The 23,278-nt window shown below is 62.3% G+C and carries 21 protein-coding genes; 6 read left to right on the top strand and 15 right to left on the bottom strand.

The genetic code is table 11. From position 1 onward, the window contains the following. Positions 1–183: 183 nt before the first annotated feature. A complete protein-coding gene (locus ACSBQQ_RS18225) occupies positions 184–1,011 on the top strand; it encodes a dienelactone hydrolase family protein (RefSeq protein ID WP_435013426.1) in 828 nt (275 codons plus the stop codon). An 84-nt stretch (positions 1,012–1,095) separates the two neighbouring features. Here ACSBQQ_RS18225 and metE read toward each other — a convergent pair whose 3' ends face one another. Beyond that, on the bottom strand, positions 1,096–3,384 hold the full coding sequence (gene metE, locus ACSBQQ_RS18220) for a 5-methyltetrahydropteroyltriglutamate--homocysteine S-methyltransferase (protein ID WP_080281320.1): 2,289 nt from the start codon (positions 3,382–3,384) through the stop codon (positions 1,096–1,098). Positions 3,385–3,474: 90 nt separating this feature from the next. Here metE and metR point away from each other — a divergent pair, with 90 nt between their 5' ends. Beyond that, positions 3,475–4,419, top strand: coding sequence for an HTH-type transcriptional regulator MetR (gene metR / locus ACSBQQ_RS18215; protein WP_033649667.1), 945 nt, complete (start codon positions 3,475–3,477; stop codon positions 4,417–4,419). Between the two features lie 22 nt (positions 4,420–4,441). On the opposite strand, the gene ACSBQQ_RS18210 is transcribed toward metR, so the two are convergent. Then, complete coding sequence (locus ACSBQQ_RS18210; protein ID WP_060429098.1) at positions 4,442–5,302, bottom strand: carboxylate/amino acid/amine transporter; 861 nt, start codon at positions 5,300–5,302, stop codon at positions 4,442–4,444. Positions 5,303–5,453: 151 nt separating this feature from the next. On the opposite strand from ACSBQQ_RS18210, the gene ACSBQQ_RS18205 reads away from it, so the two are divergent. Beyond that, on the top strand, positions 5,454–5,783 hold the full coding sequence (locus tag ACSBQQ_RS18205) for a hypothetical protein (RefSeq protein WP_033649665.1): 330 nt from the start codon (positions 5,454–5,456) through the stop codon (positions 5,781–5,783). On the opposite strand, the gene ACSBQQ_RS18200 is transcribed toward ACSBQQ_RS18205, so the two are convergent. The 12 genes from ACSBQQ_RS18200 to ACSBQQ_RS18145 form a co-directional block, all read right to left on the bottom strand. Continuing rightward, positions 5,764–6,720, bottom strand: a complete 957-nt coding sequence (locus ACSBQQ_RS18200) for an AEC family transporter (protein ID WP_060388302.1) — start codon at positions 6,718–6,720, stop codon at positions 5,764–5,766. The two genes, ACSBQQ_RS18205 and ACSBQQ_RS18200, sit on opposite strands and share 20 nt — an antisense overlap. A 60-nt stretch (positions 6,721–6,780) precedes the next feature. Next, on the bottom strand, positions 6,781–7,518 hold the full coding sequence (gene ugpQ / locus ACSBQQ_RS18195) for a glycerophosphodiester phosphodiesterase (protein WP_060388301.1): 738 nt from the start codon (positions 7,516–7,518) through the stop codon (positions 6,781–6,783). Continuing rightward, positions 7,518–8,588: a sn-glycerol-3-phosphate import ATP-binding protein UgpC gene (locus ACSBQQ_RS18190; protein WP_060426712.1), complete on the bottom strand. Its 1,071-nt coding sequence runs from the start codon at positions 8,586–8,588 to the stop codon at positions 7,518–7,520. The genes ugpQ and ACSBQQ_RS18190 overlap by 1 nt, the downstream gene beginning before the upstream one ends. A gap of 5 nt (positions 8,589–8,593) precedes the next feature. Further along, positions 8,594–9,439 (bottom strand): sn-glycerol-3-phosphate ABC transporter permease UgpE, encoded by an 846-nt coding sequence (gene ugpE, locus ACSBQQ_RS18185; RefSeq protein WP_019455301.1) that lies wholly within the window; start codon positions 9,437–9,439, stop codon positions 8,594–8,596. Further along, positions 9,436–10,323: a sn-glycerol-3-phosphate ABC transporter permease UgpA gene (gene ugpA / locus ACSBQQ_RS18180; RefSeq protein WP_015376293.1), complete on the bottom strand. Its 888-nt coding sequence runs from the start codon at positions 10,321–10,323 to the stop codon at positions 9,436–9,438. The genes ugpE and ugpA overlap by 4 nt, the downstream gene beginning before the upstream one ends. 78 nt (positions 10,324–10,401) lie before the next feature. Further along, entirely contained in the window at positions 10,402–11,721 is a 1,320-nt protein-coding gene (ugpB, locus tag ACSBQQ_RS18175; protein WP_060426710.1) for a sn-glycerol-3-phosphate ABC transporter substrate-binding protein UgpB, read from the bottom strand. A gap of 188 nt (positions 11,722–11,909) precedes the next feature. Beyond that, the gene (locus tag ACSBQQ_RS18170; protein ID WP_043148328.1) at positions 11,910–13,097 is read right to left on the bottom strand and encodes a PLP-dependent aminotransferase family protein; all 1,188 of its coding nucleotides are present in this window, start codon (positions 13,095–13,097) and stop codon (positions 11,910–11,912) included. A 44-nt stretch (positions 13,098–13,141) separates the two neighbouring features. Further along, positions 13,142–13,843, bottom strand: coding sequence for a high-affinity branched-chain amino acid ABC transporter ATP-binding protein LivF (gene livF / locus ACSBQQ_RS18165; RefSeq protein WP_033636687.1), 702 nt, complete (start codon positions 13,841–13,843; stop codon positions 13,142–13,144). 1 nt (position 13,844) lies between these two features. Then, entirely contained in the window at positions 13,845–14,615 is a 771-nt protein-coding gene (gene livG, locus ACSBQQ_RS18160) for a high-affinity branched-chain amino acid ABC transporter ATP-binding protein LivG (RefSeq protein ID WP_060429096.1), read from the bottom strand. After that, positions 14,612–15,895 (bottom strand): high-affinity branched-chain amino acid ABC transporter permease LivM, encoded by a 1,284-nt coding sequence (locus tag ACSBQQ_RS18155; protein ID WP_033636685.1) that lies wholly within the window; start codon positions 15,893–15,895, stop codon positions 14,612–14,614. Before ACSBQQ_RS18155 ends, livG begins: the two co-directional genes overlap by 4 nt. Further along, the gene (gene livH / locus ACSBQQ_RS18150; protein WP_015376290.1) at positions 15,892–16,818 is read right to left on the bottom strand and encodes a high-affinity branched-chain amino acid ABC transporter permease LivH; all 927 of its coding nucleotides are present in this window, start codon (positions 16,816–16,818) and stop codon (positions 15,892–15,894) included. The genes ACSBQQ_RS18155 and livH overlap by 4 nt, the downstream gene beginning before the upstream one ends. A 117-nt stretch (positions 16,819–16,935) precedes the next feature. After that, the gene (locus ACSBQQ_RS18145) at positions 16,936–18,051 is read right to left on the bottom strand and encodes a branched-chain amino acid ABC transporter substrate-binding protein (protein WP_033636684.1); all 1,116 of its coding nucleotides are present in this window, start codon (positions 18,049–18,051) and stop codon (positions 16,936–16,938) included. Positions 18,052–18,456: 405 nt separating this feature from the next. On the opposite strand from ACSBQQ_RS18145, the gene panM reads away from it, so the two are divergent. From panM to ACSBQQ_RS18130, 3 genes are read left to right on the top strand one after another with little or no spacing between them, the layout of a single operon-like run. Continuing rightward, the gene (panM, locus tag ACSBQQ_RS18140; protein WP_049198652.1) at positions 18,457–18,849 is read left to right on the top strand and encodes an aspartate 1-decarboxylase autocleavage activator PanM; all 393 of its coding nucleotides are present in this window, start codon (positions 18,457–18,459) and stop codon (positions 18,847–18,849) included. Continuing rightward, on the top strand, positions 18,846–20,063 hold the full coding sequence (locus tag ACSBQQ_RS18135; protein ID WP_060435839.1) for a DUF3142 domain-containing protein: 1,218 nt from the start codon (positions 18,846–18,848) through the stop codon (positions 20,061–20,063). Before panM ends, ACSBQQ_RS18135 begins: the two co-directional genes overlap by 4 nt. A 43-nt stretch (positions 20,064–20,106) precedes the next feature. After that, positions 20,107–22,128, top strand: coding sequence for a hypothetical protein (locus ACSBQQ_RS18130; protein WP_371929193.1), 2,022 nt, complete (start codon positions 20,107–20,109; stop codon positions 22,126–22,128). A gap of 63 nt (positions 22,129–22,191) precedes the next feature. On the opposite strand, the gene rpoH is transcribed toward ACSBQQ_RS18130, so the two are convergent. Next, positions 22,192–23,049, bottom strand: coding sequence for an RNA polymerase sigma factor RpoH (gene rpoH, locus ACSBQQ_RS18125; RefSeq protein ID WP_004934345.1), 858 nt, complete (start codon positions 23,047–23,049; stop codon positions 22,192–22,194). Positions 23,050–23,278 lie beyond the last annotated feature (229 nt).

Below are 23,278 nucleotides of genomic sequence, written 5' to 3'. Positions count from 1 at the left end.
CTTATGGCACTTACGCGGGGCAAAACGCGTAATAACATGATAAAAAGCGCTTAAAAATGCCGCAAAGCCAGATAATTAGCCGTTTTTTATCGACTTGTCCGAAAGTGCGCCACGCAGCGCCAATAATGGGTAATCTTTCCTATAGTTAATCTCAGCGCTTTTTTCTATTGCACGGAGACCGCAATGAAAACCGAACATGTGATAACATTAGAACAGGCTCAGGGGGGATTCGCCCCGGCCGCCGCGCCATTGGCCGCCTCCGCGATTATCACCGACGAACAGGGCATTCACGCCGGGCAAACGACCATCCCTTCCCAAGGCGATGCGCTGCCGGCCTACGTCGCCAAACCCGCCGACCAGAGCGGCCCTTTCCCCATCGTGCTGGTGGTGCAGGAAATCTTCGGCGTTCATGAACATATTCAGGATCTGTGCCGCCGCCTGGCCAAGCAGGGCTATCTGGCGATCGCGCCCGAGCTCTATTTCCGCCAGGGCGACGCCAACGACTACACCGATATCGGCGAGCTGTTCCAGCAGTTGGTGACCAAGGTGCCGGATCGTCAGGTGCTGTCGGATCTGGATCACGCCGCGCACTGGGCTATTCGCCACGGCGGCGACGCCGGCAAGCTGGCGATCACCGGTTTTTGCTGGGGCGGCCGCATCACCTGGCTGTACGCGGCGCATAACCCGCAGTTGAAGGCGGCGGTCGCCTGGTACGGCAAACTGGTCGGCGAGAAAACGCTGAACTCGCCAAAGCATCCGGTCGATGTCGCCACCCACCTGTCGGCACCGGTGTTGGGGCTGTATGGCGGGCAGGACAGCGGCATCCCGCTGGAGACGGTGGAAACCATGCGTCAGGCGATCCGCGCCGCCAACGCCGAGGCCGAAATCGTGGTGTATCCCGAGGTCGGGCATGCGTTCAACGCCGATTATCGTCCCAGCTACAACGCCGAAGCGGCGGAGGACGGCTGGCAGCGCATGCTGGCGTGGTTTGCCCAGCACGGCGTCAAATAATTTCCCCCGCATAAAAAAGGGCGCCGAAGCGCCCAATCATCACACCAGTAAATCTATAAGCGGCGGTTTATCCGCCGCACGACATCACGCTTGCTCGCGCAGGCGCTGTGCCGCCAATACCATGTTGGCCAGCGACTGCCGGGTTTCCGGCCAGCCGCGGGTTTTCAGGCCGCAATCCGGGTTAACCCACAGGCGTTCCGCCGGGATGTTCTGCGCCGCTTTACGCAGCAGCGCTTCAATCCATTCCACGCTCGGCACGTTCGGCGAGTGGATATCGTAGACGCCCGGCCCGATTTCGTTCGGGTATTCGAACTCTTTGAAGGCTTCCAGCAGATCCATATCGGAACGCGAGGTCTCGATGGTGATCACGTCGGCGTCCAGCGCGGCGATGGAGTCCATGATGTCGTTGAACTCGCAGTAACACATGTGGGTGTGGATCTGGGTGTCGTCCCGCGCCACGGCGGCGTTCAGTTTGAAGGCGTCCACCGCCCAGTTCAGATACGCCGCCCAGTCGGATTGGCGCAGCGGCAGCCCTTCGCGTAGCGCGGGTTCGTCGATCTGGATGATGCCGATGCCGGCTTTTTCCAGATCTTCCACCTCATCGCGCAGCGCCAGCGCAATCTGCTTGGCAATCACTTCGCGGGTCACGTCTTCACGCGGGAACGACCAGCACAGGATGGTCACCGGCCCGGTCAACATGCCTTTCACCGGCTTGTCGGTCAGCGACTGGGCGAATTTGGCCCATTCGACGGTGATGGCTTCCGGGCGGCTGACGTCACCGATGATCACCGGCGGCTTCACGCAGCGGGAGCCGTAGCTCTGCACCCAGCCATTCTGGGTAAACACGAAGCCGTCCAGGTTCTCGCCGAAATACTCCACCATATCGTTGCGCTCGGCTTCACCGTGCACCAGCACGTCCAGTCCGAGGCGCTCCTGCTCGACGATCGCCTGTTTGATGTGCTCACCGATGCTGGTGCGGTAGTTGTTGCCGTCCAAACGGCCCTGTTTGAAGTCCAGACGCAGGCCACGGATCTCGGTGGTCTGCGGGAACGAACCGATGGTGGTGGTCGGCCAGGCCGGCAGGTTGAAACGTTCGCGCTGCGCCCTGGCGCGCTCGGCGTAAGCGCTGTGGCGTTCGCTGTCCTGCGCGGTGATCGCCGCCAGGCGGCGCTCGACCTGTGGGTTGTGCACGCGGCTCGACTGACGGCGGGCGCGGATCGGCGCGCTGTAGGCGTCCAGTTCGGCCCGTTTCGTCGCGTCAGGCGCGTTCAGCGCCGAGCTCAACAGCGCCAGCTCGGCGCATTTTTGCAGCGCGAAGGCGAACCAGCTTTTCACTTCTTCGTCCAGACGGCTTTCCACGCTCAGATCGATCGGGCTGTGCAGCAGTGAACAGGAGCTGCCGATCCACAGTGGGCGGCTGCCCACCAGCGGCTGCAGACGTTCGAACCAGCGGCTCAGATCGGCGCGCCAGACGTTGCGCCCGTTGATTACCCCCAGCGACAGCAGCCAGTCTTGCGGCAATGCGGCGCTCAGCGCGGCGATATCGTCATGGCCGGCGACCAGATCGACATGCAGCCCCTGCACCGGCAGCGTGCGGACGGTATCGAGGTTGTGGCCGACGCTGTCGAAATACGTGGTCAGCAGCAGCTTCACCTGCCCCTGCAGCGCGTCGTAAGCCGGTTTGAACGCATCCAGCCAGGCTTGCGGCAGTTCCAGCACCAGCGCAGGCTCATCAATTTGCACCCACTCGACGCCACGTTTCGCCAGCTCGGCCAGCACCTGTTGGTAAACCGGCAGGATGTCTTTCAGCAGCGACAGGCGGTCGAACGCCTCGCCCTTCACCTTACCCAGCCACAGATAGGTCACCGGGCCCAGCAGCACCGGCTTGATGCGATGGCCGAGCGCCAGCGCTTCGTCCACTTCGTCCAGCAACTGAGTCCAGCCCAGCTTGAACTGCTGGCCTTGCTGGAATTCGGGCACCATGTAGTGATAGTTGGTGTTGAACCATTTGGTCATTTCCGCCGCGGCCGCCGGCTCGCCGGTCGGTGCGCGGCCACGGCCGATGCGAAACAGCGTGTCCAGATCGATCGTGCCATCCGCATTCTGATGGCGCGCCGGCACGTTGCCCAGCAGCAGGCTGGTGGTCAACACATGATCGTACCAGGCGAAATCGCCGACCGGCACCAAATCCACCCCGGCCTGCTGTTGCTGTTGCCAATGACGAGCGCGCAGCTCGCGGCCAACCGCCAACAGCTCTTCCTGCGTTGAGTTGCCGGCCCAGTAGCTTTCCTGAGCTTTTTTCAGCTCACGTCGTAGCCCAACGCGAGGAAAACCCAGTGTGTGATTCAAAATTGCCATCGTCATATTCCCCATTTAGCCGTCCAGATGTTTACACATCCATAATCAGCAGGTACTGTATTAACCACAAGCGCAATTTATTCACTGTCAATGTGAAGGACTCTCATGATCGAACTGAAACATTTACGGACGCTGCAGGCCCTGCGCAACAGCGGTTCGTTGGCGGGGGCGGCGGCCCAACTTCATCAGACGCAGTCTGCCCTGTCGCACCAGTTCAGCGATCTTGAGCAACGTCTGGGCTTCAAGCTGTTCGTGCGCAAGAGCCAGCCCCTGCGCTTCACCGCCCAGGGCGAGATCCTGCTGCAGCTGGCGGAGCAGGTGCTGCCGCAGATCCAGCAGGCGCTGCAGGCCTGCCACGAGCCGCATCAGACCACGCTGCGCATCGCCATCGAATGCCACAGCTGCATTCAGTGGCTGACGCCGGCGCTGGACAACTTCCGCCGGCGTTTCCCGCAGGTGGTGATGGACTTTACTTCCGGCGTGACTTTCGATCCGCAGCCGGCCTTGCAACAGGGCGAGCTGGATCTGGTGATGACGTCGGATATTCTGCCGCGCAGCGGCCTGCACTATTCACCGATGTTTGATTTCGAGGTACGCCTGGTGCTGGCGCCGGATCATCCGCTGGCCGGCAAGCCGCACATCGAGCCGGAAGACTTGAGTGACGAAACGCTGTTGATTTACCCGGTGCAGCGCCAGCGGCTGGATATCTGGCGGCATTTTCTGCAGCCGGCGGGCGTTAGCCCGGCGTTGAAGAACGTCGATAACACGCTGCTGCTGATCCAGATGGTATCCGCGCGGATGGGGATTGCGGCGCTGCCGCACTGGGTGGTGGAAAGTTTCGAACAGCAGGGGCTGATAGTGACCAAAACCCTGGGTGACGGCCTGTGGAGCCGCCTGTATGCCGCCGTGCGCGACGGCGAACAGCGCCAGGCGGTGACCGAAGCCTTTATCCGCTCGGCCCGCCAGCACGCCTGCGATCATCTGCCGTTTGTGCGCGACGCGGCACGCCCTGGCGCCGCCGGCGCCAAAGCGTTGACGGCCGACGTATAAACGTGCCGGGTGGCCCGCCCGCTTAGCCGAGCCGTTTCGGCGCCACCCAGCGCCGGTGCACCCACAGCGAAGCGACGATCACCGCCCCGCCAATGATAAAGCTCGGCCAATGCGGCTGCTGTTGCCAGATGGCCAGGTTGACCAACAAACCGGCCGGCACATGCATGTTGTTCATGATGCCGAGCGTGCCGGCATCCACCTGCTTCGCACCATAGTTCCACATAAAGTAGCCCAGCCCCGATGCCACCACGCCCAGCCAGATCAACACGCCCCACTGCAGATTGGTGGTCGGCAGCTGCTGCGGATTGCCCCACAGGAACCAGGCCACCACCGCCACCACCGCCGCCCCCAGGTAGAACCAGGAAAATGCGGTGTGCTGCGGCAAGGGGTGCACCTCCATCAGGCGCTTATAGCCGACCATGCCGATGGCGAAGCTGATATTCGCCGCCTGCACCAACAGCAGCCCCCACCAAAAGTGTTCGCTCAGCTGGTGATAGCGGATGATCGCCGCGCCCAGCACCGCCAGCAGCGCGCTGAATACGTAGCCCCAACGCAGGCGTCGGCCGCTCAGCAAATCGTAGATCAAGGTGATGTACAGCGGCGTCAGCACGGTGAACAGCAGGAATTCGGGCACCGTCAGGTAGAGATAGGCGCGGAAGCTGAACAGGTACATGATGCCCAGTTGGAAAGCGCCCACCAGCATATACAGCAGGATCACCCTGGGCTTGATATTGCGCCAGCGCAGAAACGGCAGGAACACCAACGCCGCCAGACCGATGCGCACCAGCGCCGAGAACCCGCTGTCGACCTGGCCCGCCAGGTACTCGCCAATCAGGCTGAAAGAAAACGCCCACAGGATGGTGGTTATAACCAAAAGCAGCACGATGGGTTCACCCTAAAAAGACCGAAAGGGCGATTGTAACGGAAGATGCGCGCCGCGTTGGCGAAAAGGCGGTTTACATCTGAACAAAAGACAAACTACCGGCAAAATTTCACCGTTGGGTTAGGCTTAATAAAAAGGCGAGGTAACCATCATGAAAACTTCTCACATCCTGTTTGTTCTGCTGTGGCTGCCCGGCCTGGCTGCGGCGGCCAACGGCGTAACCGACCTGCGCTCACAGCAGCAGTTGCTCAACCAAAACAGCCAACAGGCTCAGCAACAGCGCCTGTTGAACAATCGGCAGATGGATCAACGCCGCCTGCAGCAGCAACGGCAGTTCGACAATCAACGGCAGCAGCTGTTGCAAACCACGCCGAACGGCGGGCAGCTGCTGCCCAACGGCAACCAGCCGCGCGATCCGTTCAATCGCACCGCGCCGGCGGTGCCGCAGGCGCCGATGCCGGCTACGCCCGCACGCCCATAACGGTGAGGATCAGCGGCGTAGTGATCGCCGCCAGCACGGTGGACATCACCAGGCTGGTGGCGGCCGGGCCGGTGAGCGTATTGAACTGGCGCGACATCAGGTAGACGTTCACCCCCACCGCCATCGAGCCCAGCAGCACCACAACCCGGGTCTCCATCGGCGGCAGATCCATCATCCAGGCCAGCAGCCAAATCACTAATGGCTGCACCAGCAGTTTCAGCACGCAGATGGCGCTGCTCAGCCGCCAGCCTTCGCTGATGCGGTACTCGGCAAGCCCCATCCCCAGCACCACCAGCGACAGCGGCGCCGCCACCTGGCCGAGCATGCTGATCGGCCGATCGACGAAGGCCGGCAGCGGCAGGCCGGTCAGGCTGAACAGGGTGCCGGACAGAATGCCGACGATCAGCGGATTGGTCAGCACGCTGCGCGCGGTTTTAGCGAAGCCGCTCAGCGTCGGCGAACCGTTGCGCGCCCATTCGATCGACACCGTCACCAGCGTCCACAGGATCAGGCCGTTGAACACCAGCACCAGCGCCACCGACGGGATCGCCGCCTCCCCCAGCATCACGCTGGCGATCGGCAAGCCGAGCATCACGTTATTGGAGAAAATGCCGCCCAGCGCAAACACCGATCCGGCGACGCCATCCAGCCGAAAGAGGTGCCGGGCGACGAGACGGCCGAGCACGAACACGATCAGGCAACTGCCGAAAAACGCGATCAGCAGCCGGGCGTCGACCGCCGGGCGCTGCGAGAAGTCGCACATCATGCGAAACAGCATGGCGGGCAAGGCGAGGGAAAACACGAAGCGCGTCAGGCCATCGGTGATGCCGGCAGGCCATTTCCCCCAGCGAATCAGCCCATAACCCAACGCGATCAGCACAAACAGCGGTAAAGACAGCACGATCTGGTGCCACAGTGACAGGATAAAGCCAGACATCGCATTCCTTCCGGTGGTGCGGCGGCAAGGCTTGTCGTCGCGGGATTCATCGGTGCCGGATTAAAAATCCGGGCCGATTAAATCTATCCGGTCGGTGCAAATGCAGTCAACGCCCCAGTCGAGCAGCAGGCGCGCGCGATCCGGTTGGTTGACGGTATACACCAGAATGCGCAGCCCGGCATCTTTCAACGCTTTTACCCGCTCGGCGGTCAGCGCTTTGTGATCGATATGCAGCGAGACGCAATCCAGGCGTTCGGTCAGCTCGCGCCAGTTGTCGTCCCAGTCCTCCAGCAGCAGGCCGCGCGGCAAATCCGGCACGGTGCGCTGCGCCGCCGCCAGCGCTTCTACCGAGAAGGAAGAGAGCAGCGGGTCGGTCTGCCCTTGCCACAGCAGCCGCGCCGCCAGCGCCACCACCCGGCCGGTTTCATCGTCGCTGCCGGTGGTCGGTTTGATCTCGATATTGGCCATCAGGCCGTGTTCCTGGCAGCGTTCCGCCACCTCCGACAGCAGCGGCAGCCGCTCGCCCTTGAAGGCCGAGCTGTACCAGTTGCCGGCGTCCAGCTGCACCAGTTTGTCCCACGGCAGCTCGCCCGCCACGCCCCAGCCGTTGCTGGTGCGATCCAGCGTGTCGTCGTGCAGCAGGAAAATTTGCCCGTCCTGCGCCAGCTTGGCGTCGAACTCGATCATCTTGTGGCCGTGGCGCGCGCCAACGTCGATCGCCGCCAGGGTGTTTTCCGGCGCCAGAGAACCGCCGCCGCGGTGGGCGACAATATGAGGGTAAGGCCAATGTCTGGTCATCAATCCATCCGTAATCCGCTGTCGGTGTCAAAGAAGTGCAGCGCCTGAGCAGGCAGCTGCAAATATAGCGTACTGCCCGCCGCCGGCAAGGTTTCGTGCGATAGCCGCGCGATCACCCCGTGGCCACCCCACTGGCCGTGCGCCAGATTGTCGGCCCCCAGCAGCTCCAGCGTCTGCAGCTGCAGCGGCACGCCCTGGCCTTGCGCCACCAACTGAATATGCTCCGGCCGAATGCCCAACGTCAACGGCCGCCCCGCCCACTGCGGTTTGGCCACCGGCAACGGCAGCGCCATGCCGTCCGCCAGCAGCAGCTGGCCACCGTCGGCGCTCAGGGTGCCTGGCAGCAGGTTCATCGCCGGCGATCCGATAAAGCCGGCGACGAACAGCGAAGCCGGCCGTTGGTACACTTCGCTCGGGGTGCCGATATGCTCCGCCACGCCCTTGTTCATTACGATCACCCGCTGCGCCAACGTCATCGCCTCCACCTGATCGTGGGTCACGTACAGGCTGGTGGTTTTCAGACGACGATGCAGCTGTTGCAGCTCCAGGCGCATCTGCACCCGCAGCTTGGCATCCAGGTTGGACAGCGGCTCATCGAACAGGAATACCGCCGGTTCGCGCACGATGGCGCGCCCCATCGCCACGCGCTGGCGCTGGCCGCCGGAAAGCTCGCGCGGTTTGCGTTTGAGCAGCGGCTCCAGCTCCAGGATCCGTGCCGCGTCTTCCACCCGCTGGCGGATATGATCCTTGCCGAAACCGCGGATCTTGAGGCCGTAGGCCATGTTGTCGTACACGCTCATGTGCGGATAGAGCGCGTAGTTCTGGAACACCATCGCGATGCCGCGATCCTTGGGCTCCAGATCGGTCACGCGCCGGGTATCGATATAGATATCGCCGCTGGTGGTGCGTTCCAGCCCGGCCACCATCCGCAGCAGCGTGGATTTGCCGCAGCCGGACGGGCCGACCATCACGATGAATTCGCCGTCCGCCACGTCGAGGTCGATCTGTTTGATCACCGGCGTTTTACCGTCGTAAGACTTGGTGACCGCCTGTAGTTTTAATCCTGCCATCGTCGTTATTTCTCGCTATCAACCAGACCGCGCACAAACCAGCGCTGCATCAGAAGCACCACCGCCAGCGGTGGCAATAAAGTCAGAATCATCGCCGCCATCACCTGGTTCCACTGGGTCGGCGCGCCGGAGGTGGAGATCATGCTCTTGATGCCCGCCACCGCGGTGCCCATCGAGGCGTCGCTGGTGATCAGGATCGGCCACAGGTATTGGTTCCAGCCGTAGATAAAGGTGATGACGAACAGCGCCGCCAGATTGGTTTTCGACAGCGGCAGCACGATGTCCCAGAAGAAACGCATCGGCCCGGCGCCGTCGATACGCGCCGCCTCCAGCAGCTCATCCGGCAGCGTCATGAAGAACTGGCGCAGCAGGAAGGTCGCGGTGGCCGAGGCCATCAGCGGCAGCGTCAGGCCGGTGTAGCTGTCCAGCAGGTTGAGGTTGGAGATCACCTCCACCGTCGGGAAGATACGCACCTCCACCGGCAGCATCAGGGTGAGGAAAATCAGCCAGAAGAACAGGCTGCGCAGCGGAAAGCGGAAGTACACGATGGCGTAAGCCGACAGCACCGACACCGCGATCTTGCCGAAGGTGATCGCCAGCGCCATGATCACGCTGTTCAGCAGCAGCAGCGAGAACGGCACCTTGAGGTTGCCCACGCCGCCCTGCCAGATATTGCGGATGTTTTCCCACAGGTGGCCGCCGGGCACCAGCGTCATCGGCACCTGAAACACCTGCTTGTCGTCCAGCGTGGCGGCGACAAAGGCCACGTACAGCGGGAACAGCACCACCAGCACGCCGATAATCAGCATCACATGGCTGAAGATATCCAGCCCGCGTCGATTCTCAATCATTGATAGCGCACCTTACGTTCAACGAAGCGGAACTGGATCACCGTCAGGCCGATCACCAGCAGCATCAGGATCACCGACTGCGCGGCAGAGCTGGAGAGATCCAATCCGGCGAAGCCTTCGCGGTAGATCTTGTAGATCAACGTAGTGGTGGACTGCACCGGCCCGCCGCCGGTGGCGGCGTCGATCACCGGGAAGGTATCGAAGAAGGCGTACACCAGATTGACCACCAGCAGGAAGAAGCTCACCGGCGCGATCAGCGGCAGCACCAGATGGAAGAAACGCCGCACCGGGCCGGCGCCGTCGATGGCCGCCGCCTCCACCAGCGAGCGCGGGATCGACTGTAGCGCCGCGAGGAAAAACAGGAAGTTATAGCTTATCTGCTGCCATACCGAGGCCAGCACCACCAGGAACATCGCCTGGCCGCTGTTTTGCGCATGGTTCCAGTTATAGCCCAGCCCGTTGAGGAAATGGGTGATCAACCCCAGGCCGGGGTTGAACAGAAAGATCCACAATACCGCCGCCACCGCCGGCGCCACCGCATAGGGCAGGATCATCAGCGTGCGATAGAGGCGGCTGCCGCGCAGCACGTAGTCCACCAGCGCGGCGAAGAACAGCGAAACCGCCAGCCCGATGCCCGCCACCAGGAAGCTGAAGATCAGCGTGGTGTAGAACGAGTCGAGGTAGTAAGGATCCTGAAACAGCTGCTTAAAGTTATCCAGCCCGACAAACTGGCTGGACAGGCCGAACGGATCGAGGCTCTGCACCGAATACCACAGCGCCTCGCCGGCGGGCCATAAAAAGAAGACGGCGGTAATCAGCAGCTGCGGCAGCACCAACGCATAGGGCAACCAGCTGCAGCCGAAACCGGGACGGGAAGATGACATAGCAGTTAAACCATTAATCGGGTACGGAAGGATCGGCGTGAAGACGCGAGCCCGGTCTGCCGGGCCCGCGACGCAGGGTTACTTGGTCGATGCTTCGAAACGGCGCAGCAGCACGTCACCGCGCTGCACGGCGGCGTCCAACGCCTGCTGAGGCGTTTTCTTGCCGGTCCATACGCCTTCCAGCTCCTCATCCACCACGCTGCGGATCTGCGGCATGTTGCCGAGGCGCAGGCCCTTGGTGAACGGCAACGGCGGCTTGTTCAGCATCTGGCGAGTGGCGACGTCGGCGCCCGGGTTCTTGTCGTAGAAGCCCTGCTGCTTGGTCAGATCGTAAGCCGCGGTGGTGATCGGCAGATAGCCGGTCTTCTGGTGCCATTCGGCGGCGATTTCCGGCTGCGCCAGGTACTGCAGGAACTCGGCCACGCCCTTGTAGGTGGCGGCGTCTTTACCGTTCATCACCCACAGGCTGGCTCCGCCGATGATGGCGTTCTGCGGCGCGTTTTTCGCGTCGGCGTCGTACGGCATCATGCCGACGCCGTAGTTGAATTTGGCGTAGTGCTTGATGTCCGCCAGCGAACCGGAAGAAGCGGTGGTGATGGCGCAGTCGCCGTTATAAAACTTCTCGGTGGATTCGTCTTTGCGGCCGAAGTAGGTGAAATCGCCCTTCTTGTTCATCGCCTCCAGCAGCTCGATGTGATTGACCTGCAGCGGCTTGTTGAACTCCAGCTTGGCGTTGGTGCCGCCGAACCCGTTGTTTTCGCTGGCGAACGGCACGCCGTGCCAGGCGCTGAAGTTCTCCAGCTGGATCCAGCCCTGCCAGCCGCTGGCGTAGCCGCACTTCATGCCGGCCTCACGCAGCTTGGCGGTATCCGCCGCCAGCTCCTGCCAGGTTTTCGGCGGCTGGTCCGGGTTCAGGCCGGCCTTCTTGAAGGCGTCTTTGTTGTAGTACAGCACCGGCGTGGAACTGTTGAACGGCTGCGACAGCAGATGGCCGCTCTTGTTGTCGGTGTAATAGCCGGCTACCGTCGGCACGAACACCGACTCGTCGAAGTTGATGCCGGCCTCTTTAAACACTTCGTAGACCGGTTTGATGGCCTTGCTGGCCATCATGGTGGCGGTGCCCACCTCGTAAACCTGCAGGATCGCCGGCGCCTTGCCGGAGCGGTAAGCGGCGATGCCCGCCGCCAGGCTCTGTTCGTAGTTGCCTTTGTAAACCGGCACAATCTTGACGTCGCTGTGCGACTGGTTGAAGCGATCCGCCAGGGAGTCCACTTCCTTACCCAGTTCGCCTTCCATCGAATGCCAGAACGGGATCTCGGTCGCCGCCAGCGCCTGAGTGCTGACCGCCAGGGTCAACGCGACGCACAGCGTGGTTTTGCGAATAGCGTAGGTGAGCATGCCTAACTCCTGAAAAAAGCTGGTGTAAAAGCGCGTGAGCGAAAAGAATCAGTTTTTTGTTCGGAAGCTAACATGCCATGCGCGGATGACAGAAAAATAACTAAAAAGTGACAGCCATGTGACAGGAGAGTGAAGTGAAGATGGCAGTTTGATGTCGGCGGCGGGCATGCGCTCCGCCGCCGCGGGGATTACAGCGAACGGCGCAGGCGCGCCACCGCTTCCTGCATTTGTTGCTCGGTGGCGGTGGCGAACGACAGGCGGAAGGTCGAACGATCCGGGTTGTCGGAGAAGAAGTATTCCCCCGGCACGAACACCACGCCCTGCTGCAGCGTGGTATTCAGCCATTCGGTGGCGTTGAACGGCTGGCGGAAACGCGCCCACAGGAACATGCCGCCCTTCGGCTTATCGAAGGTGATGTAGTCGCCCAGCTCCTGCTCCACCAAACCGGCCAGGATCTCGCCCTTTTGCTTGTAGGCGGTGCGGATCTTGTCGATCTGCGCCGGCAGGCGATCCAGGCCGAGGTAGCATTCGACGATGCTCTGCGACAGCGCGCTGGCGTGCAGATCCGCCGCCTGTTTGATGATCGCCACTTTATGCAGCAGGAACGGCGGCAGAATCGCCCAGCCCAACCGCAGGCCCGGCGCCAGGATCTTGGAGAAGGTCGAGGTATAGATGATGTGGTCGGTGTTGCCCAGCACCCGCTGCGACACCTGATGCAGCGTCGGGTGGCGCTCTTCGGTGAAACGCAGCTCGCCGTACGGATCGTCTTCGATGATCAGGAAGTTATGTTCGGCGGCCAGCTTCACCAGCAGTTCGCGGCGCGCGGCGCTCAGGGTGATGCCGCTGGGGTTGCCGAAGTTCGGCACCACGTACACGCCCTTGATGCGCTGGGTTTTCAGCAGCTCGGCCAGCTCTTCCACCACCATACCGTCGCTGTCTGACGAGACCGACATGATGTTGGCTTCCGCCAGCTCCAGCGTTTGCAGCGCCGCCAGGTAGGTCGGGCGCTCCACCACGAACACGTCGCCGGGGTTGACGATGGCGCGCATCACCAAATCCAATGCCTGCTGCGAGCCGGCGGTGACCATCACCTCTTCCGCGCGCGCGGTGACGCCGCGCTCGGCGCACAGCGCGCAAATGCGCTCACGCAGCAGCGGGCTGCCCTCGGTCAAGCCATACTGGAACGCGCTTTTCGGCTGTTCGGTGATCGCCTGCTGGGTGGCGATGCTCAATCCTTCGAAATCGAACAGCGCATCAGAGGGGATGCCGCCCGCCAGCGAAATGACGTGTTCCATCTTGCTGTGTTTAAGCAATTCACGGATGGCCGAACTTTTTACGTTAACGATGCGCTGCGCGAGTAACCCTTCTGTCTTCATTTCTTCTTCTCGTACCTGATTATTTTAATTCGTAGGGGGGCGGATTAACCGCCCAGATACGCCGACCTCACTGCTTCGTTGGCTAACAATGCAGCCCCCGTATCTTCCAACACCACGCGGCCGTTTTCCAGCACATAACCGCGGTCCGCCAATTTCAGCGCCTGATTGGCGTTTTGCTCCACCAGGAAGATGGTCATGCCCTCTTCCCGCAGCTGCTGAATGATGTCGAAGATCTGCTGGATGATGATCGGCGCCAGCCCGAGCGAGGGCTCGTCGAGCAGCAGCAGCTTCGGCTGGCTCATCAGCGCGCGGCCGATGGCCAACATCTGCTGTTCGCCGCCGGACATGGTGCCGGCGCGCTGGTTTCGGCGCTCCAGCAGGCGCGGGAACAGAGTGAACACCCGTTCGATGCGCTGTTGATACTGCCGGCGATCGGCGAAGAAGCCGCCCATCGCCAGGTTTTCTTCCACCGTCATGCGCGAGAAGACGCGCCGCCCTTCCGGCACGATCGCCACCGCTTCGCGCATGATGCGCGAGGTTTGCCACTGGGTGATGTCCTGATCCTGAAAGACGATGCTGCCTTCGCTGGCGCGCGGTTCGCCGCACAGGGTGCCGAGCAGCGTGGTTTTACCGGCGCCGTTGGCGCCGATTAACGTCACGATTTCACCCTGGCTTATCGTGAGGCTGACCTGATGCAGCGCCTGAATTTTGCCGTAATGGGCGGATACCTGATTGAATGACAGCATATTATTCTTCGCCCAAATAAGCCCGGATCACGTCCGGGTTGTTGCGGATCTCCGCCGGTGTGCCCTGCGCCAGCGGCGTGCCCTGATTCACCACGTAAATGCGGTCGGAGATGCCCATCACCAGCTTCATGTCGTGCTCGATCAGCAGCACCGATACCTTATGCCGATCGCGCAGCTCGACGATCAGGTGATCCAGTTCGTCGGTCTCTTTCGGGTTGAGGCCGGCGGCCGGTTCGTCCAGCATCAGCAGCTCCGGCCGGGTCACCATGCAGCGGGCGATCTCCAGCCGCCGCTGCTGCCCGTAGGCCAGGTTGCCCGCCGAACGGTTGGCCATCTCCAGCAGGCCGACGCGCTCCAGCCACTCCGCCGCGTGCGTCAGCGCCTCGGCTTCGGCGCGGCGGAAGGCCGGGGTTTTCAACAGCCCGGCAAACACGCCGCTTTTCAGGTGCTGATGCTGTGCCACCAGCAGGTTCTCGATCACCGTCATTTCACGGAACAGCCGCACGTGCTGGAAGGTGCGCACCACGCCCATGCGGGCGATGGCCTGCCCCGCCAGCCCTTCCAGGTGGCGATCGCGCAATTTGATGGTGCCGTCGGTCGGGCGGTAAAAACCGGTCAGGCAGTTGAACACCGTGGTCTTACCGGCGCCGTTGGGGCCGATCAGCGACACGATTTCGCCTTCGTTCAGCGTCAACGCCACGTTGTTGACCGCCAGCAGCCCGCCGAAACGCATCGACAGGCCTTCCACCTGCAGTAAAGGTTGAACGCTCATGCCTGCTCCCCCTTGCCCGCGTGAATGTCCGCCGCCTGCAGCTTCAGCTGCGGCCGTTTCATCGGCAGCAGCCCCTGCGGCCGCCAAATCATCATCAACACCATCAGCGCACCCAGCAGCAACATGCTGTATTCATTCAGATCGCGCATCAGTTCGCGCGACACCACCAGCAGGATCGCCGCCAGAATGACCGCGAACTGCGAGCCCATGCCCCCCAGTACGACGATCGCCAACACGAAGGCCGATTCGACGAAGGTGAAAGATTCCGGGCTGACGAAGCCCTGGCGCGCGGCGAACAGCGTGCCGGCAAACCCGGCGAAAGCGGCGCTGATGGTAAAGGCGGTCAGCTTGATGCGCGTCGGGCTGAGGCCCAGCGAGCGGCAGGCGATCTCGTCTTCGCGCAGCGCTTCCCAGGCGCGCCCGAGCGGCATGCGCAGCAGGCGGTTGATGACGAACAGCGTCAGCACCACCAGCAGCAGCGCCACCAGATACAGGAATATGATGCGATCGCTCGGATCGTATTTCAGGCCGAAGAAGTTATGGAAGGTATCCCAACCGCCGTCGCGCACGCTGCGGTTGAACTCCAGGCCGAAAAAGGTCGGTTTCGGGATCTGGCTGATGCCGTTCGGCCCGCCGGTGATCTCGGTATTGTTCAGTAGCAGGATGCGCACGATCTCACCGAAGCCGAGCGTCACGATCGCCAGATAGTCGCCGCGCAGCCGCAGCACCGGGAAACCGAGCAGGAAGCCGAAGGCGGCGGTGACGATGCCCGCCAGCGGCAGGCTCTCCCAGAAGCCGAGGCCGTAATAGTGATTCAGCAGCGCGTAGGTGTAAGCGCCGATGGCGTAGAAACCACCGTAGCCGAGCACCAGCAAGCCGGACAAGCCCACCACCACGTTGAGGCCGAGGCCCAGCATCACGTAGATCAGCGTCAGGGTGGCGATATCCACCGTGCCGCGCGATACCAGGAACGGCCAGGCGACCGCCGCGACGATGAGCAGAGCCGCCAGCAGCTTTTGCCGCGGCGTAGTGCCGTCGAAGCTCGGCAGCACGAACGCCGGGCCGGAGACTTTTTTCAATCCCTGCTGCAGCAGCGGGCGCAACAGCTGGAAGAAAAAGACGATGACGCAGCCGATGCCGATCCACATCCAGCGCACTTCCGCCGCGCCGTGCACCACCAGCTTGGTGCCGTCCAAGCTAAGCTGCATGCCCATCAGGAACGACGCCATCACGAACAGCACCGCCGTGGCGATCAGCGCATTGAGCAGATTGAGTTTCATACTTTCTCAACCTCCGGACGCCCGAGGATGCCGGTCGGCATGATCAGCAGCACCACGATCAGCAACGCGAACGACACCACGTCTTTGTATTCGGTGCTGAGATAGGCGGAGGTCAGCGCTTCCGCCACGCCCAGCACCAGGCCGCCGATCATCGCGCCGGGAATGCTGCCGATGCCGCCCAGAACCGCGGCGGTGAAGGCTTTCATGCCGGCCATAAAGCCGATGTAGGGGTTGATGACGCCGTAGAACTGGCCGAGCAACACCCCGGCCACCGCCGCCATCACCGCCCCGATGACGAAGGTCAGCGAGATCACCCGGTCAGTGTTGATGCCCAGCAGGCTGGCCATCTTCAGGTCTTCCGCACAGGCGCGGCAGGCGCGGCCCATGCGCGAATAGCGGATAAACAGCGTCAGCGCCAGCATCGCCAGGAAGGTCACGAGCCAGATGGTCAGCTGCATGGTGCTGATGGTGGCGGCGAAGCCATTGCTTTCCCCCAGCACCCACTGGCCGGTCACCAGGCTGGGCAGCGCCAGATCGCGTGAGCCCTGCGTCAGGCTGACGTAGTTTTGCAGGAATATCGACATGCCGATGGCCGAGATCAGCGCAATCAGGCGCTTGGAGTTGCGCACCGGCTTGTAGGCCACCCGCTCGATGCTCCAGCCGTAGGCGCTGGCGATGACGATCGAGACCAGAAACGCGGCGCCGATCAGCAACCAGCCGACGTCGATGCCGAGCATCATCAGGGCGGCGATCACGATAAAGGAGACATAGCTGCCGATCATGTACACCTCGCCGTGGGCGAAGTTGATCATGCCGATGATGCCGTAAACCATGGTGTAACCGATGGCGATCAATGCATAGGTGCTGCCCAACGTTAAGCCGTTGAACATCTGCTGCAGAAAATAGAGGAGTTGCTCTGACATACTCTGAACCCTTGGCTGCGAAACCCGCCGGCGGAGAACCGGCGGGTAAAGGGAGACGGGGCCGGCAAGCCGACCCGCCGGGCGCAGCGAGCCGCGCCCCACCCTAATCATTATGGCTTATTTGATCGGTGTGGACGTGCCGTTGGCATGCCACTCGAATACGCCGAACTCGAAGCCTTTCAGATCGCCCTTGTCATCCCAGCTCAGCGGCCCCATCACGGTCTCCACCGGCTTGCCGGTTTTCAGATCCTTGACGATGTCCGCCGGCTCCTGGCTGCCGCTGCGCTCCATGCCGGTGGTCAGCGACTGCAGCGCGGCATAGGTGGTCCAGACGAACGGGCCGGTCGGATCCAGCTTCTTGGCTTTCAACGCATCGACGATCGGCTGGTTGGCAGGCACCTGATCGTAGCGCTTCGGCAGCGTCACCAGCATGCCTTCCGAAGCGGCCCCGGCGATGTTGGACAGCGAGGAGTTGCCCACGCCTTCCGGCCCCATGAAGCGGGTGGTCAACCCGGCCTGCTTGGCCTGACGCAGGATCTGGCCCATTTCCGGGTAGTAACCGCCGAAATACACGAAGTCGATATTCTCTTTCTTCAGGCGCGCCACCAGGGTGGAGAAGTCTTTGTCGCCGGCGGTGATGCCTTCGAACATCGCCACTTCGGTGCCCTGTTTTTTCAGGCTGTCGCGCACCGAGCGCGCCAGGCCTTCGCCATATTGCTGCTTGTCGTGCACCACGGCGATGCGCTTCGGCTTGATGTCGCTGAGGATGTATTTGGCGGCGGTCGGGCCCTGATCCGAGTCCAGGCCGGTGGTGCGCATGATCATCTTGTAGCCGCGGGTGGTCAGATCGGCGTTGGTGGCCGCCGGGGTAATCATGATCACGCCTTCGTCTTCATAAATATCGGACGCCGGCTGGGTAGACGAGGAGCACAGGTGGCCGATCACGTAGCGAATGCCGTCGTTGATCACCTTGTTGGCGACCGCAACCGCCTGTTTCGGGTCGCAGGCGTCGTCGTATTCCACGCCGACCAGCTTGTCGCCCTTGATGCCGCCCTTGGCGTTGATGTCGGCAATCGCCTGGCGCGCGCCGGTAAACTCCATGTCGCCATACTGCGCGACCGGGCCGGACATCGCCCCGACGATCGCCACCTTGATGTCTTTCGCCATGGCCGCCTGGCTCATGGCCATCGCAATACAACCCGCCAGCAATGCCTTACCTGTTGTTAATTTCATCCGCAAATCCCCATCTGTCGTTGTGAACGTACCTGTTATGTTTGCCTGCGCCCGATCGTTATTGACCGCTTTTGTTATAAGTAATAATGATTTAGGCGCTTTGTCGGCATTATTTTCTAATAAGACTTTATTTTTCATGCCATTAAACAGGAATTTTCTTCTGCAAATCAACTTCATCAGGCAGAAACAAGCGGTGTAAACAGGATAAAATTCGAATTAAATCTGCGCTCTTTACCTTGAGGCGTAGTGCGTTGTGCTGGTTAACAATCCGTTTACTAACTATTTACTCGGAAAATGCCCCGTGCAAAAAACATATTGCACAGTAATCGTACAGAAAAACTTACACAACGCTCTGCACAAGATCTATTACACTGTCGGCATCATTTAGCTGCGCGGAAATTCTGCATGAAACTGACCATCGAGCGCCTGACCGCGCTGTCCCCGCAAGACCTTATCGACCTCGGCAAAATTTGGCCGCACCAGCAGCCGGAACAGTGGCAGAGCTGGCTGAGCGACGGCAAGGCGCTGTTCGCCGCCCGCTTCAACGAGCGGCTACTGGGGGCGGTGAAAATCGCGCTGCAGGACGACCGCGCCGAGCTGCAGGACCTGCTGGTACGCGAAGTGACGCGCCGCCGCGGCGTCGGTCTTTACCTGGTGCAGGATGCGCAGCGTCAGCTGCCGCAGGTCGCCCACTGGCAGCTGTCGACCGCCGGCCTGGCGCCGCGCGAACGCGGGGAAGTCGATAACTTCATGCGCGCCTGCGGCTTCGCACCGCAGGGCGATCTCTGGCAAAAATGAAACGCCGGCTGGCGGCGCTAATCTTGATTGTGCTGGGGCTGGCGGCCGCGCTCCTCGGGCGCCAGCAGGCGCTGCGCCTGGCCTCAGGCTGGGATCAGCAGGTTTATGTCTGGCAGCGGGTCTGGACGCCGCTGCACGCCGATGCGCTGGCGCACAGCCGCGATCTGTTCGGTGGGCTGCGCGTGCTGGCGCTGCAGGTACATCCGCGCGAGGGCTGGCGGGAGATCCCAGCCGATCTCAGCCTGCTGAAGCAGGACGGCCGCCCGCTCTGGCTGGTAGCACGCCTCGACGGCCAGCTGCCGCAGCTGGACCAAGAAGCCATTATCCAGCGTCTGCTGGCGCTCACCCAACGCTGGCAGGCGGCCGGGCTGCCCGTCACCGGCGTCGAGATCGATCATGACGCCGCCACCGCCCGCCTGCCGGACTACCAGCGCTTTCTGCAGCAACTGCGCCAACGGCTGCCCGCCGCTTTGCAGCTCGGCATCACCGCCCTGCCGGCCTGGATCGGCTCGCCCGACCTGCCCGGCGTATTGCAACAGGCCGACAGCTCCGTCCTGCAGGTGCACGCGGTGCTCTCGCCGCAGCAGGGGCTGTTTGACGGCTCCTTGGCGCTGCGCTGGGTGCGGCAGTACGCCTCCGTCACACCGAAGCCGTTTCGCGTCGCGCTGCCGGCCTACGGCATGGCGCTGCTGGGGTTTGATGCGCAGGGCGCGCAGGTGGAGAGCGAGTCCTCGCTGCGCGTGGCGGGCAACGGCCGCGAGCTGACGGTCGCGCCGCAGCAGATCGCCGATTTTCTGCAAGCGCTGGCGCAGCAAACGCCGCCCCGGCTGCGCGGCATTATCTGGTTCCGCTTGCCGCTGGCGGACGATCGGCGCGCCTGGTCGCTCGCCACGCTGCGAGCGGTGATCGAACGGCAGCCGCTGAACGTCGACTGGCAGGTAAAATTTAGGCCTCAGCCACAGCAAAACGGGCTGTATGATCTGATAATTCATAACAACGGGCCGGTGGACGCCCCGCTGCCGCAAGAGGTGGTCATCCGCGCCGACGACTGCCTGGCCGCGGACGCGGTCGGCAACTACCGGCTGGAATCCGCACCGCAACGGCAACGCTTTATCCGCATCAGCGGCGACCAACTGCGCGCCGGGCAATCCCGGCCGCTGGGCTGGCTGCGCTGCCAACAACTGACGCCAGGAGGCACCCTTGTCACACCTTGATTCGCGCGCGGCACGGAACACCCGCCGCCTTCTTCCGCTGGCCATGCTGATCGGCGCCGCGCTGGCGCTGCCGCTGAACGGCTATGCCTGCGGCCCGGATTTCCCTAACCGGCTGCTGATCGACCGCAACGGCACCCTGCTGTATATGCCGGAGGGCAATTTCGCCTTCGAAGCCGGCCGGCTGGTGCCGGCGGATAAGCAGCTGCCGCACTGGCAAGCCCCCCCGCCGCCGATGCCGCCGAAACCGATGCCGCAGTCGCCGGAAACGGTGGCGATCGGCAAAATGCGCGCCGCCAAAACGGTGGAAGAGGCTGACGCCGTCAATACTCAGGGGTTGTCCAACGCCGCACGCCTTTATCAACTGGGCGCCGTCGCTTTCGCCAGCCACGATCCGCGCGCCACAGACTATTTCCAGCAGGTGCTGAAGCTCCCGGCCGCCGAACAGGGCGACTGGGGGCTGCGGGCGCAGTATTCACTTGGGCGGGTGTTGATGGCTGACCACGGTACGCCGGTGAATGAATCGGGTGAAGCGGCCCCCGCCGCCGAGCATCCGCCTAAAGCCGAACTTGAACAGGCGCTGGCGGCGTTCCAGCAGGTGATCGATCGGGTGAAAAGCGGCACCGCCGATCCCGACCAGCTGGCGCTGAGCAGCCTCGGGCAGCAGGCGCGCATCCACCTGTGGCTGGGTGACGTCGCCCCCGCTGCCCACCTGTACGCACAGCAGGCGGCGCAGGGCGATCCGAGCGGCGGGCAGTCGCTGCAGTACGTCTCCAGCTACCTGGTCAATCCCGACCATCTGGAAACGCTGAAGCAGGTGATCGGCGATCCGTTGATCCAGCAGCTGGTGACCATTGAGCTGTTCGCCCGCAGCGGCAACCTGCAAATGGCGGATACCGACGGCAACGGCCGCTCTGCCCAGATCATCAGCCAGATCCTGACGCTGCTGGACGGCACGGTGAAAAGCGGCTTCGCCGGCAGCGATCGGCTGGCGGCATTGGCCTACCGCTCCGGGCAATACCCGATGGCGGCGAGCCTGCTGAAAAACGCCGGCGACGGTGGCCTGGCGTGGTGGCTGCGCGCCAAAATGGCGCTGCGCGACGGCGACGTGAAAGCCGCCACCGCCGCCTACGCCAAGGCGGCAAGCGCGTTCCCCGCCGACGAAAGCTGGGGCGAACAGCGTAACGCCGACTTTGTCGCGGAAACCATCGTCCCCGAGTGCCGGGTGGCCGGCGAACAGGCTATCCTGGCGCTGAACCGCGGCGACTATCTGCAGGCGATGGACCTGCTTTATCGCGGCAAAGCGCTCTACTGGGCCGACGTGGCCGATGTGGCAGAGCGCGTGCTGACCGTCGATGAGTTGAAAGGCTTTGTCGATAAGCACGCCCCGGCGCCGACGACGCCGCTCAAGCCGGTTAACCCGGACGACTACGGTGGCGGCCAGCAAATCACGCCGGAAGTTCAGCTGCGCGAACTGCTGGCGCGGCGCTTGATGCGCGCCGGGCGGGCCGCGGAAGCGCAGGACTATTTCGATATCCCCAACTACCGGCAAGCGGCGCAGCAGTACGCCAATGAGCTGAAGGCCGCCAAGGACAAGTCCGCCGCGCCGCTGGCACGCGCGCAAGCTTACTATCGCGCGGCCAACCTGCTGCGCGCCCAGGGGCTGGAGTTTACCGGCTATGAGATGACACCGGACTACGCCATCTATGGCGCTGGCTATTCCTATCTGGGGGATGCGTTCGATACTCGCGAGCTGAAGCATAAAAGCTGGATCGACAGCGCAGAAGCGGCGCGCGCCAAGGCGGCGCTGCCGGCGCAGGACAACCGTTTCCTGCACTATCGCTGGCAGGCGGTGGGGCTGGCGCAACAGGCGGCCGATCTGCTGCCGCCGAAAAGCCAGGCCTATGCCGCCGTGCTGTGTAACGCCGCCAGCTGGGTTATCAAGCGCGACGCCAAAACCGGCCGGGCGCTTTATCAACGCTACATCAACACCGGCACTCGCTACCCGTGGGCGGCGAAATTCGGCTACGACTGCCCAGCGCCGGACTTCGCCGCCGTGGCGCCATAACGCCGAATTTCAGGCATGAAAAAGCCCGGCTTGCCGGGCTTTTTTTTCGAATATCGCATCGACTCAGGCTTCAATCGCCATTTTCAATTTCTTCATGGCGTTCTTTTCCAGCTGGCGCACGCGCTCGGCGGAAACACCGTACTGATCGGCCAGCTCCTGCAGCGTCGACTTGTTGTCGTCGTCGAGCCAGCGGGCGCGGATGATATGCTGGCTGCGCTCGTCCAGACCTTCCAGCGCATAGGCCAGTTTGTCTGCGGCGTTGCTTTCCCAGTTATCTTCCTCAATGCCTTCAGCGAAGTCTGAGCTCTTGTCCTGCAGGTACAGCACCGGCGCCATCGACTGGCCATCGCGGGCCTCGTCGTCCGGAGTCGGATCGAACGTCATGTCCTGCGCCGCCATGCGAGACTCCATCTCGCGCACGTCTTTGCTGGTTACGCCCAGCTCGCGGGCCACCAGTTCCACTTCGTCCTGGTTGAACCAGCCCAAACGCTGTTTGGTTTTGCGCAGGTTAAAGAACAGCTTGCGCTGCGCTTTGGTGGTCGCCACTTTCACGATGCGCCAGTTGCGCAATACGTACTCGTGGATTTCCGCCTTAATCCAATGCACCGCAAAGGAAACCAGACGCACGCCGACTTCAGGGTTGAAGCGGCGAACGGCTTTCATCAGGCCGATATTGCCTTCCTGAATCAGATCCGCCTGTGGCAGACCATAGCCTGAATAGTTGCGGGCAATATGAGCGACAAAGCGCAGGTGAGACAGGATGAGCTGCTTAGCGGCATCCAGATCGCCCTGATAATGCAGCCGTTCAGCCAGCTCCCGCTCTTCCTCTGCCGTCAGCATCGGATAGGCGTTGGCTGCCCGGATATAGGCTTCCAAGCTACCTTGGGGTACTAAGGCTAAAGTTTGCATTTCTTTGGTCATTCAAACCCTCTCTATGAGAATACAAAATCATGCAGGTGATTATTACAGCGGGGAAATGATTGATTCTACGGCAGTTGCTGAAGCAAAAGCGGTTCCACACGCCGGGCACCTTAACATTTGCTGCAATTTTTGACCGTACTCCGCCCTAAAAGTTCACCCTTTTTTGCAAGCATTGTTGCTGACAATACGTGACGAGAGTGCAGGCCGATAGGGAATTTGTGCGCTAAGA

Origin of the sequence: Serratia sp. G204Y (assembly GCF_051172435.1) — a bacterium.
Taxonomy (GTDB): domain Bacteria; phylum Pseudomonadota; class Gammaproteobacteria; order Enterobacterales; family Enterobacteriaceae; genus Serratia; species Serratia sarumanii.
The sequence above is the reverse complement of the archived record's forward strand: the minus strand, read 5'-3'. Positions and strand labels throughout refer to the sequence as shown.

Excerpts from the sequence above, each read along its gene's own strand:
- ACSBQQ_RS18225 (WP_435013426.1), top strand. The coding sequence starts at position 184 with ATGAAAACCGAACATGTGATAACATTAGAACAGGCTCAGGGGGGATTC.
- metE (WP_080281320.1), bottom strand. The coding sequence starts at position 3,384 with ATGGGGAATATGACGATGGCAATTTTGAATCACACACTGGGTTTTCCT.
- metR (WP_033649667.1), top strand. The coding sequence starts at position 3,475 with ATGATCGAACTGAAACATTTACGGACGCTGCAGGCCCTGCGCAACAGC.
- ACSBQQ_RS18205 (WP_033649665.1), top strand. The coding sequence starts at position 5,454 with ATGAAAACTTCTCACATCCTGTTTGTTCTGCTGTGGCTGCCCGGCCTG.
- ACSBQQ_RS18200 (WP_060388302.1), bottom strand. The coding sequence starts at position 6,720 with ATGTCTGGCTTTATCCTGTCACTGTGGCACCAGATCGTGCTGTCTTTA.
- ugpQ (WP_060388301.1), bottom strand. The coding sequence starts at position 7,518 with ATGACCAGACATTGGCCTTACCCTCATATTGTCGCCCACCGCGGCGGC.
- ACSBQQ_RS18190 (WP_060426712.1), bottom strand. The coding sequence starts at position 8,588 with ATGGCAGGATTAAAACTACAGGCGGTCACCAAGTCTTACGACGGTAAA.
- ugpE (WP_019455301.1), bottom strand. The coding sequence starts at position 9,439 with ATGATTGAGAATCGACGCGGGCTGGATATCTTCAGCCATGTGATGCTG.
- ugpA (WP_015376293.1), bottom strand. The coding sequence starts at position 10,323 with ATGTCATCTTCCCGTCCCGGTTTCGGCTGCAGCTGGTTGCCCTATGCG.
- ugpB (WP_060426710.1), bottom strand. The coding sequence starts at position 11,721 with ATGCTCACCTACGCTATTCGCAAAACCACGCTGTGCGTCGCGTTGACC.
- ACSBQQ_RS18170 (WP_043148328.1), bottom strand. The coding sequence starts at position 13,097 with ATGAAGACAGAAGGGTTACTCGCGCAGCGCATCGTTAACGTAAAAAGT.
- livF (WP_033636687.1), bottom strand. The coding sequence starts at position 13,843 with ATGCTGTCATTCAATCAGGTATCCGCCCATTACGGCAAAATTCAGGCG.
- livG (WP_060429096.1), bottom strand. The coding sequence starts at position 14,615 with ATGAGCGTTCAACCTTTACTGCAGGTGGAAGGCCTGTCGATGCGTTTC.
- ACSBQQ_RS18155 (WP_033636685.1), bottom strand. The coding sequence starts at position 15,895 with ATGAAACTCAATCTGCTCAATGCGCTGATCGCCACGGCGGTGCTGTTC.
- livH (WP_015376290.1), bottom strand. The coding sequence starts at position 16,818 with ATGTCAGAGCAACTCCTCTATTTTCTGCAGCAGATGTTCAACGGCTTA.
- ACSBQQ_RS18145 (WP_033636684.1), bottom strand. The coding sequence starts at position 18,051 with ATGAAATTAACAACAGGTAAGGCATTGCTGGCGGGTTGTATTGCGATG.
- panM (WP_049198652.1), top strand. The coding sequence starts at position 18,457 with ATGAAACTGACCATCGAGCGCCTGACCGCGCTGTCCCCGCAAGACCTT.
- ACSBQQ_RS18135 (WP_060435839.1), top strand. The coding sequence starts at position 18,846 with ATGAAACGCCGGCTGGCGGCGCTAATCTTGATTGTGCTGGGGCTGGCG.
- ACSBQQ_RS18130 (WP_371929193.1), top strand. The coding sequence starts at position 20,107 with ATGCTGATCGGCGCCGCGCTGGCGCTGCCGCTGAACGGCTATGCCTGC.
- rpoH (WP_004934345.1), bottom strand. The coding sequence starts at position 23,049 with ATGACCAAAGAAATGCAAACTTTAGCCTTAGTACCCCAAGGTAGCTTG.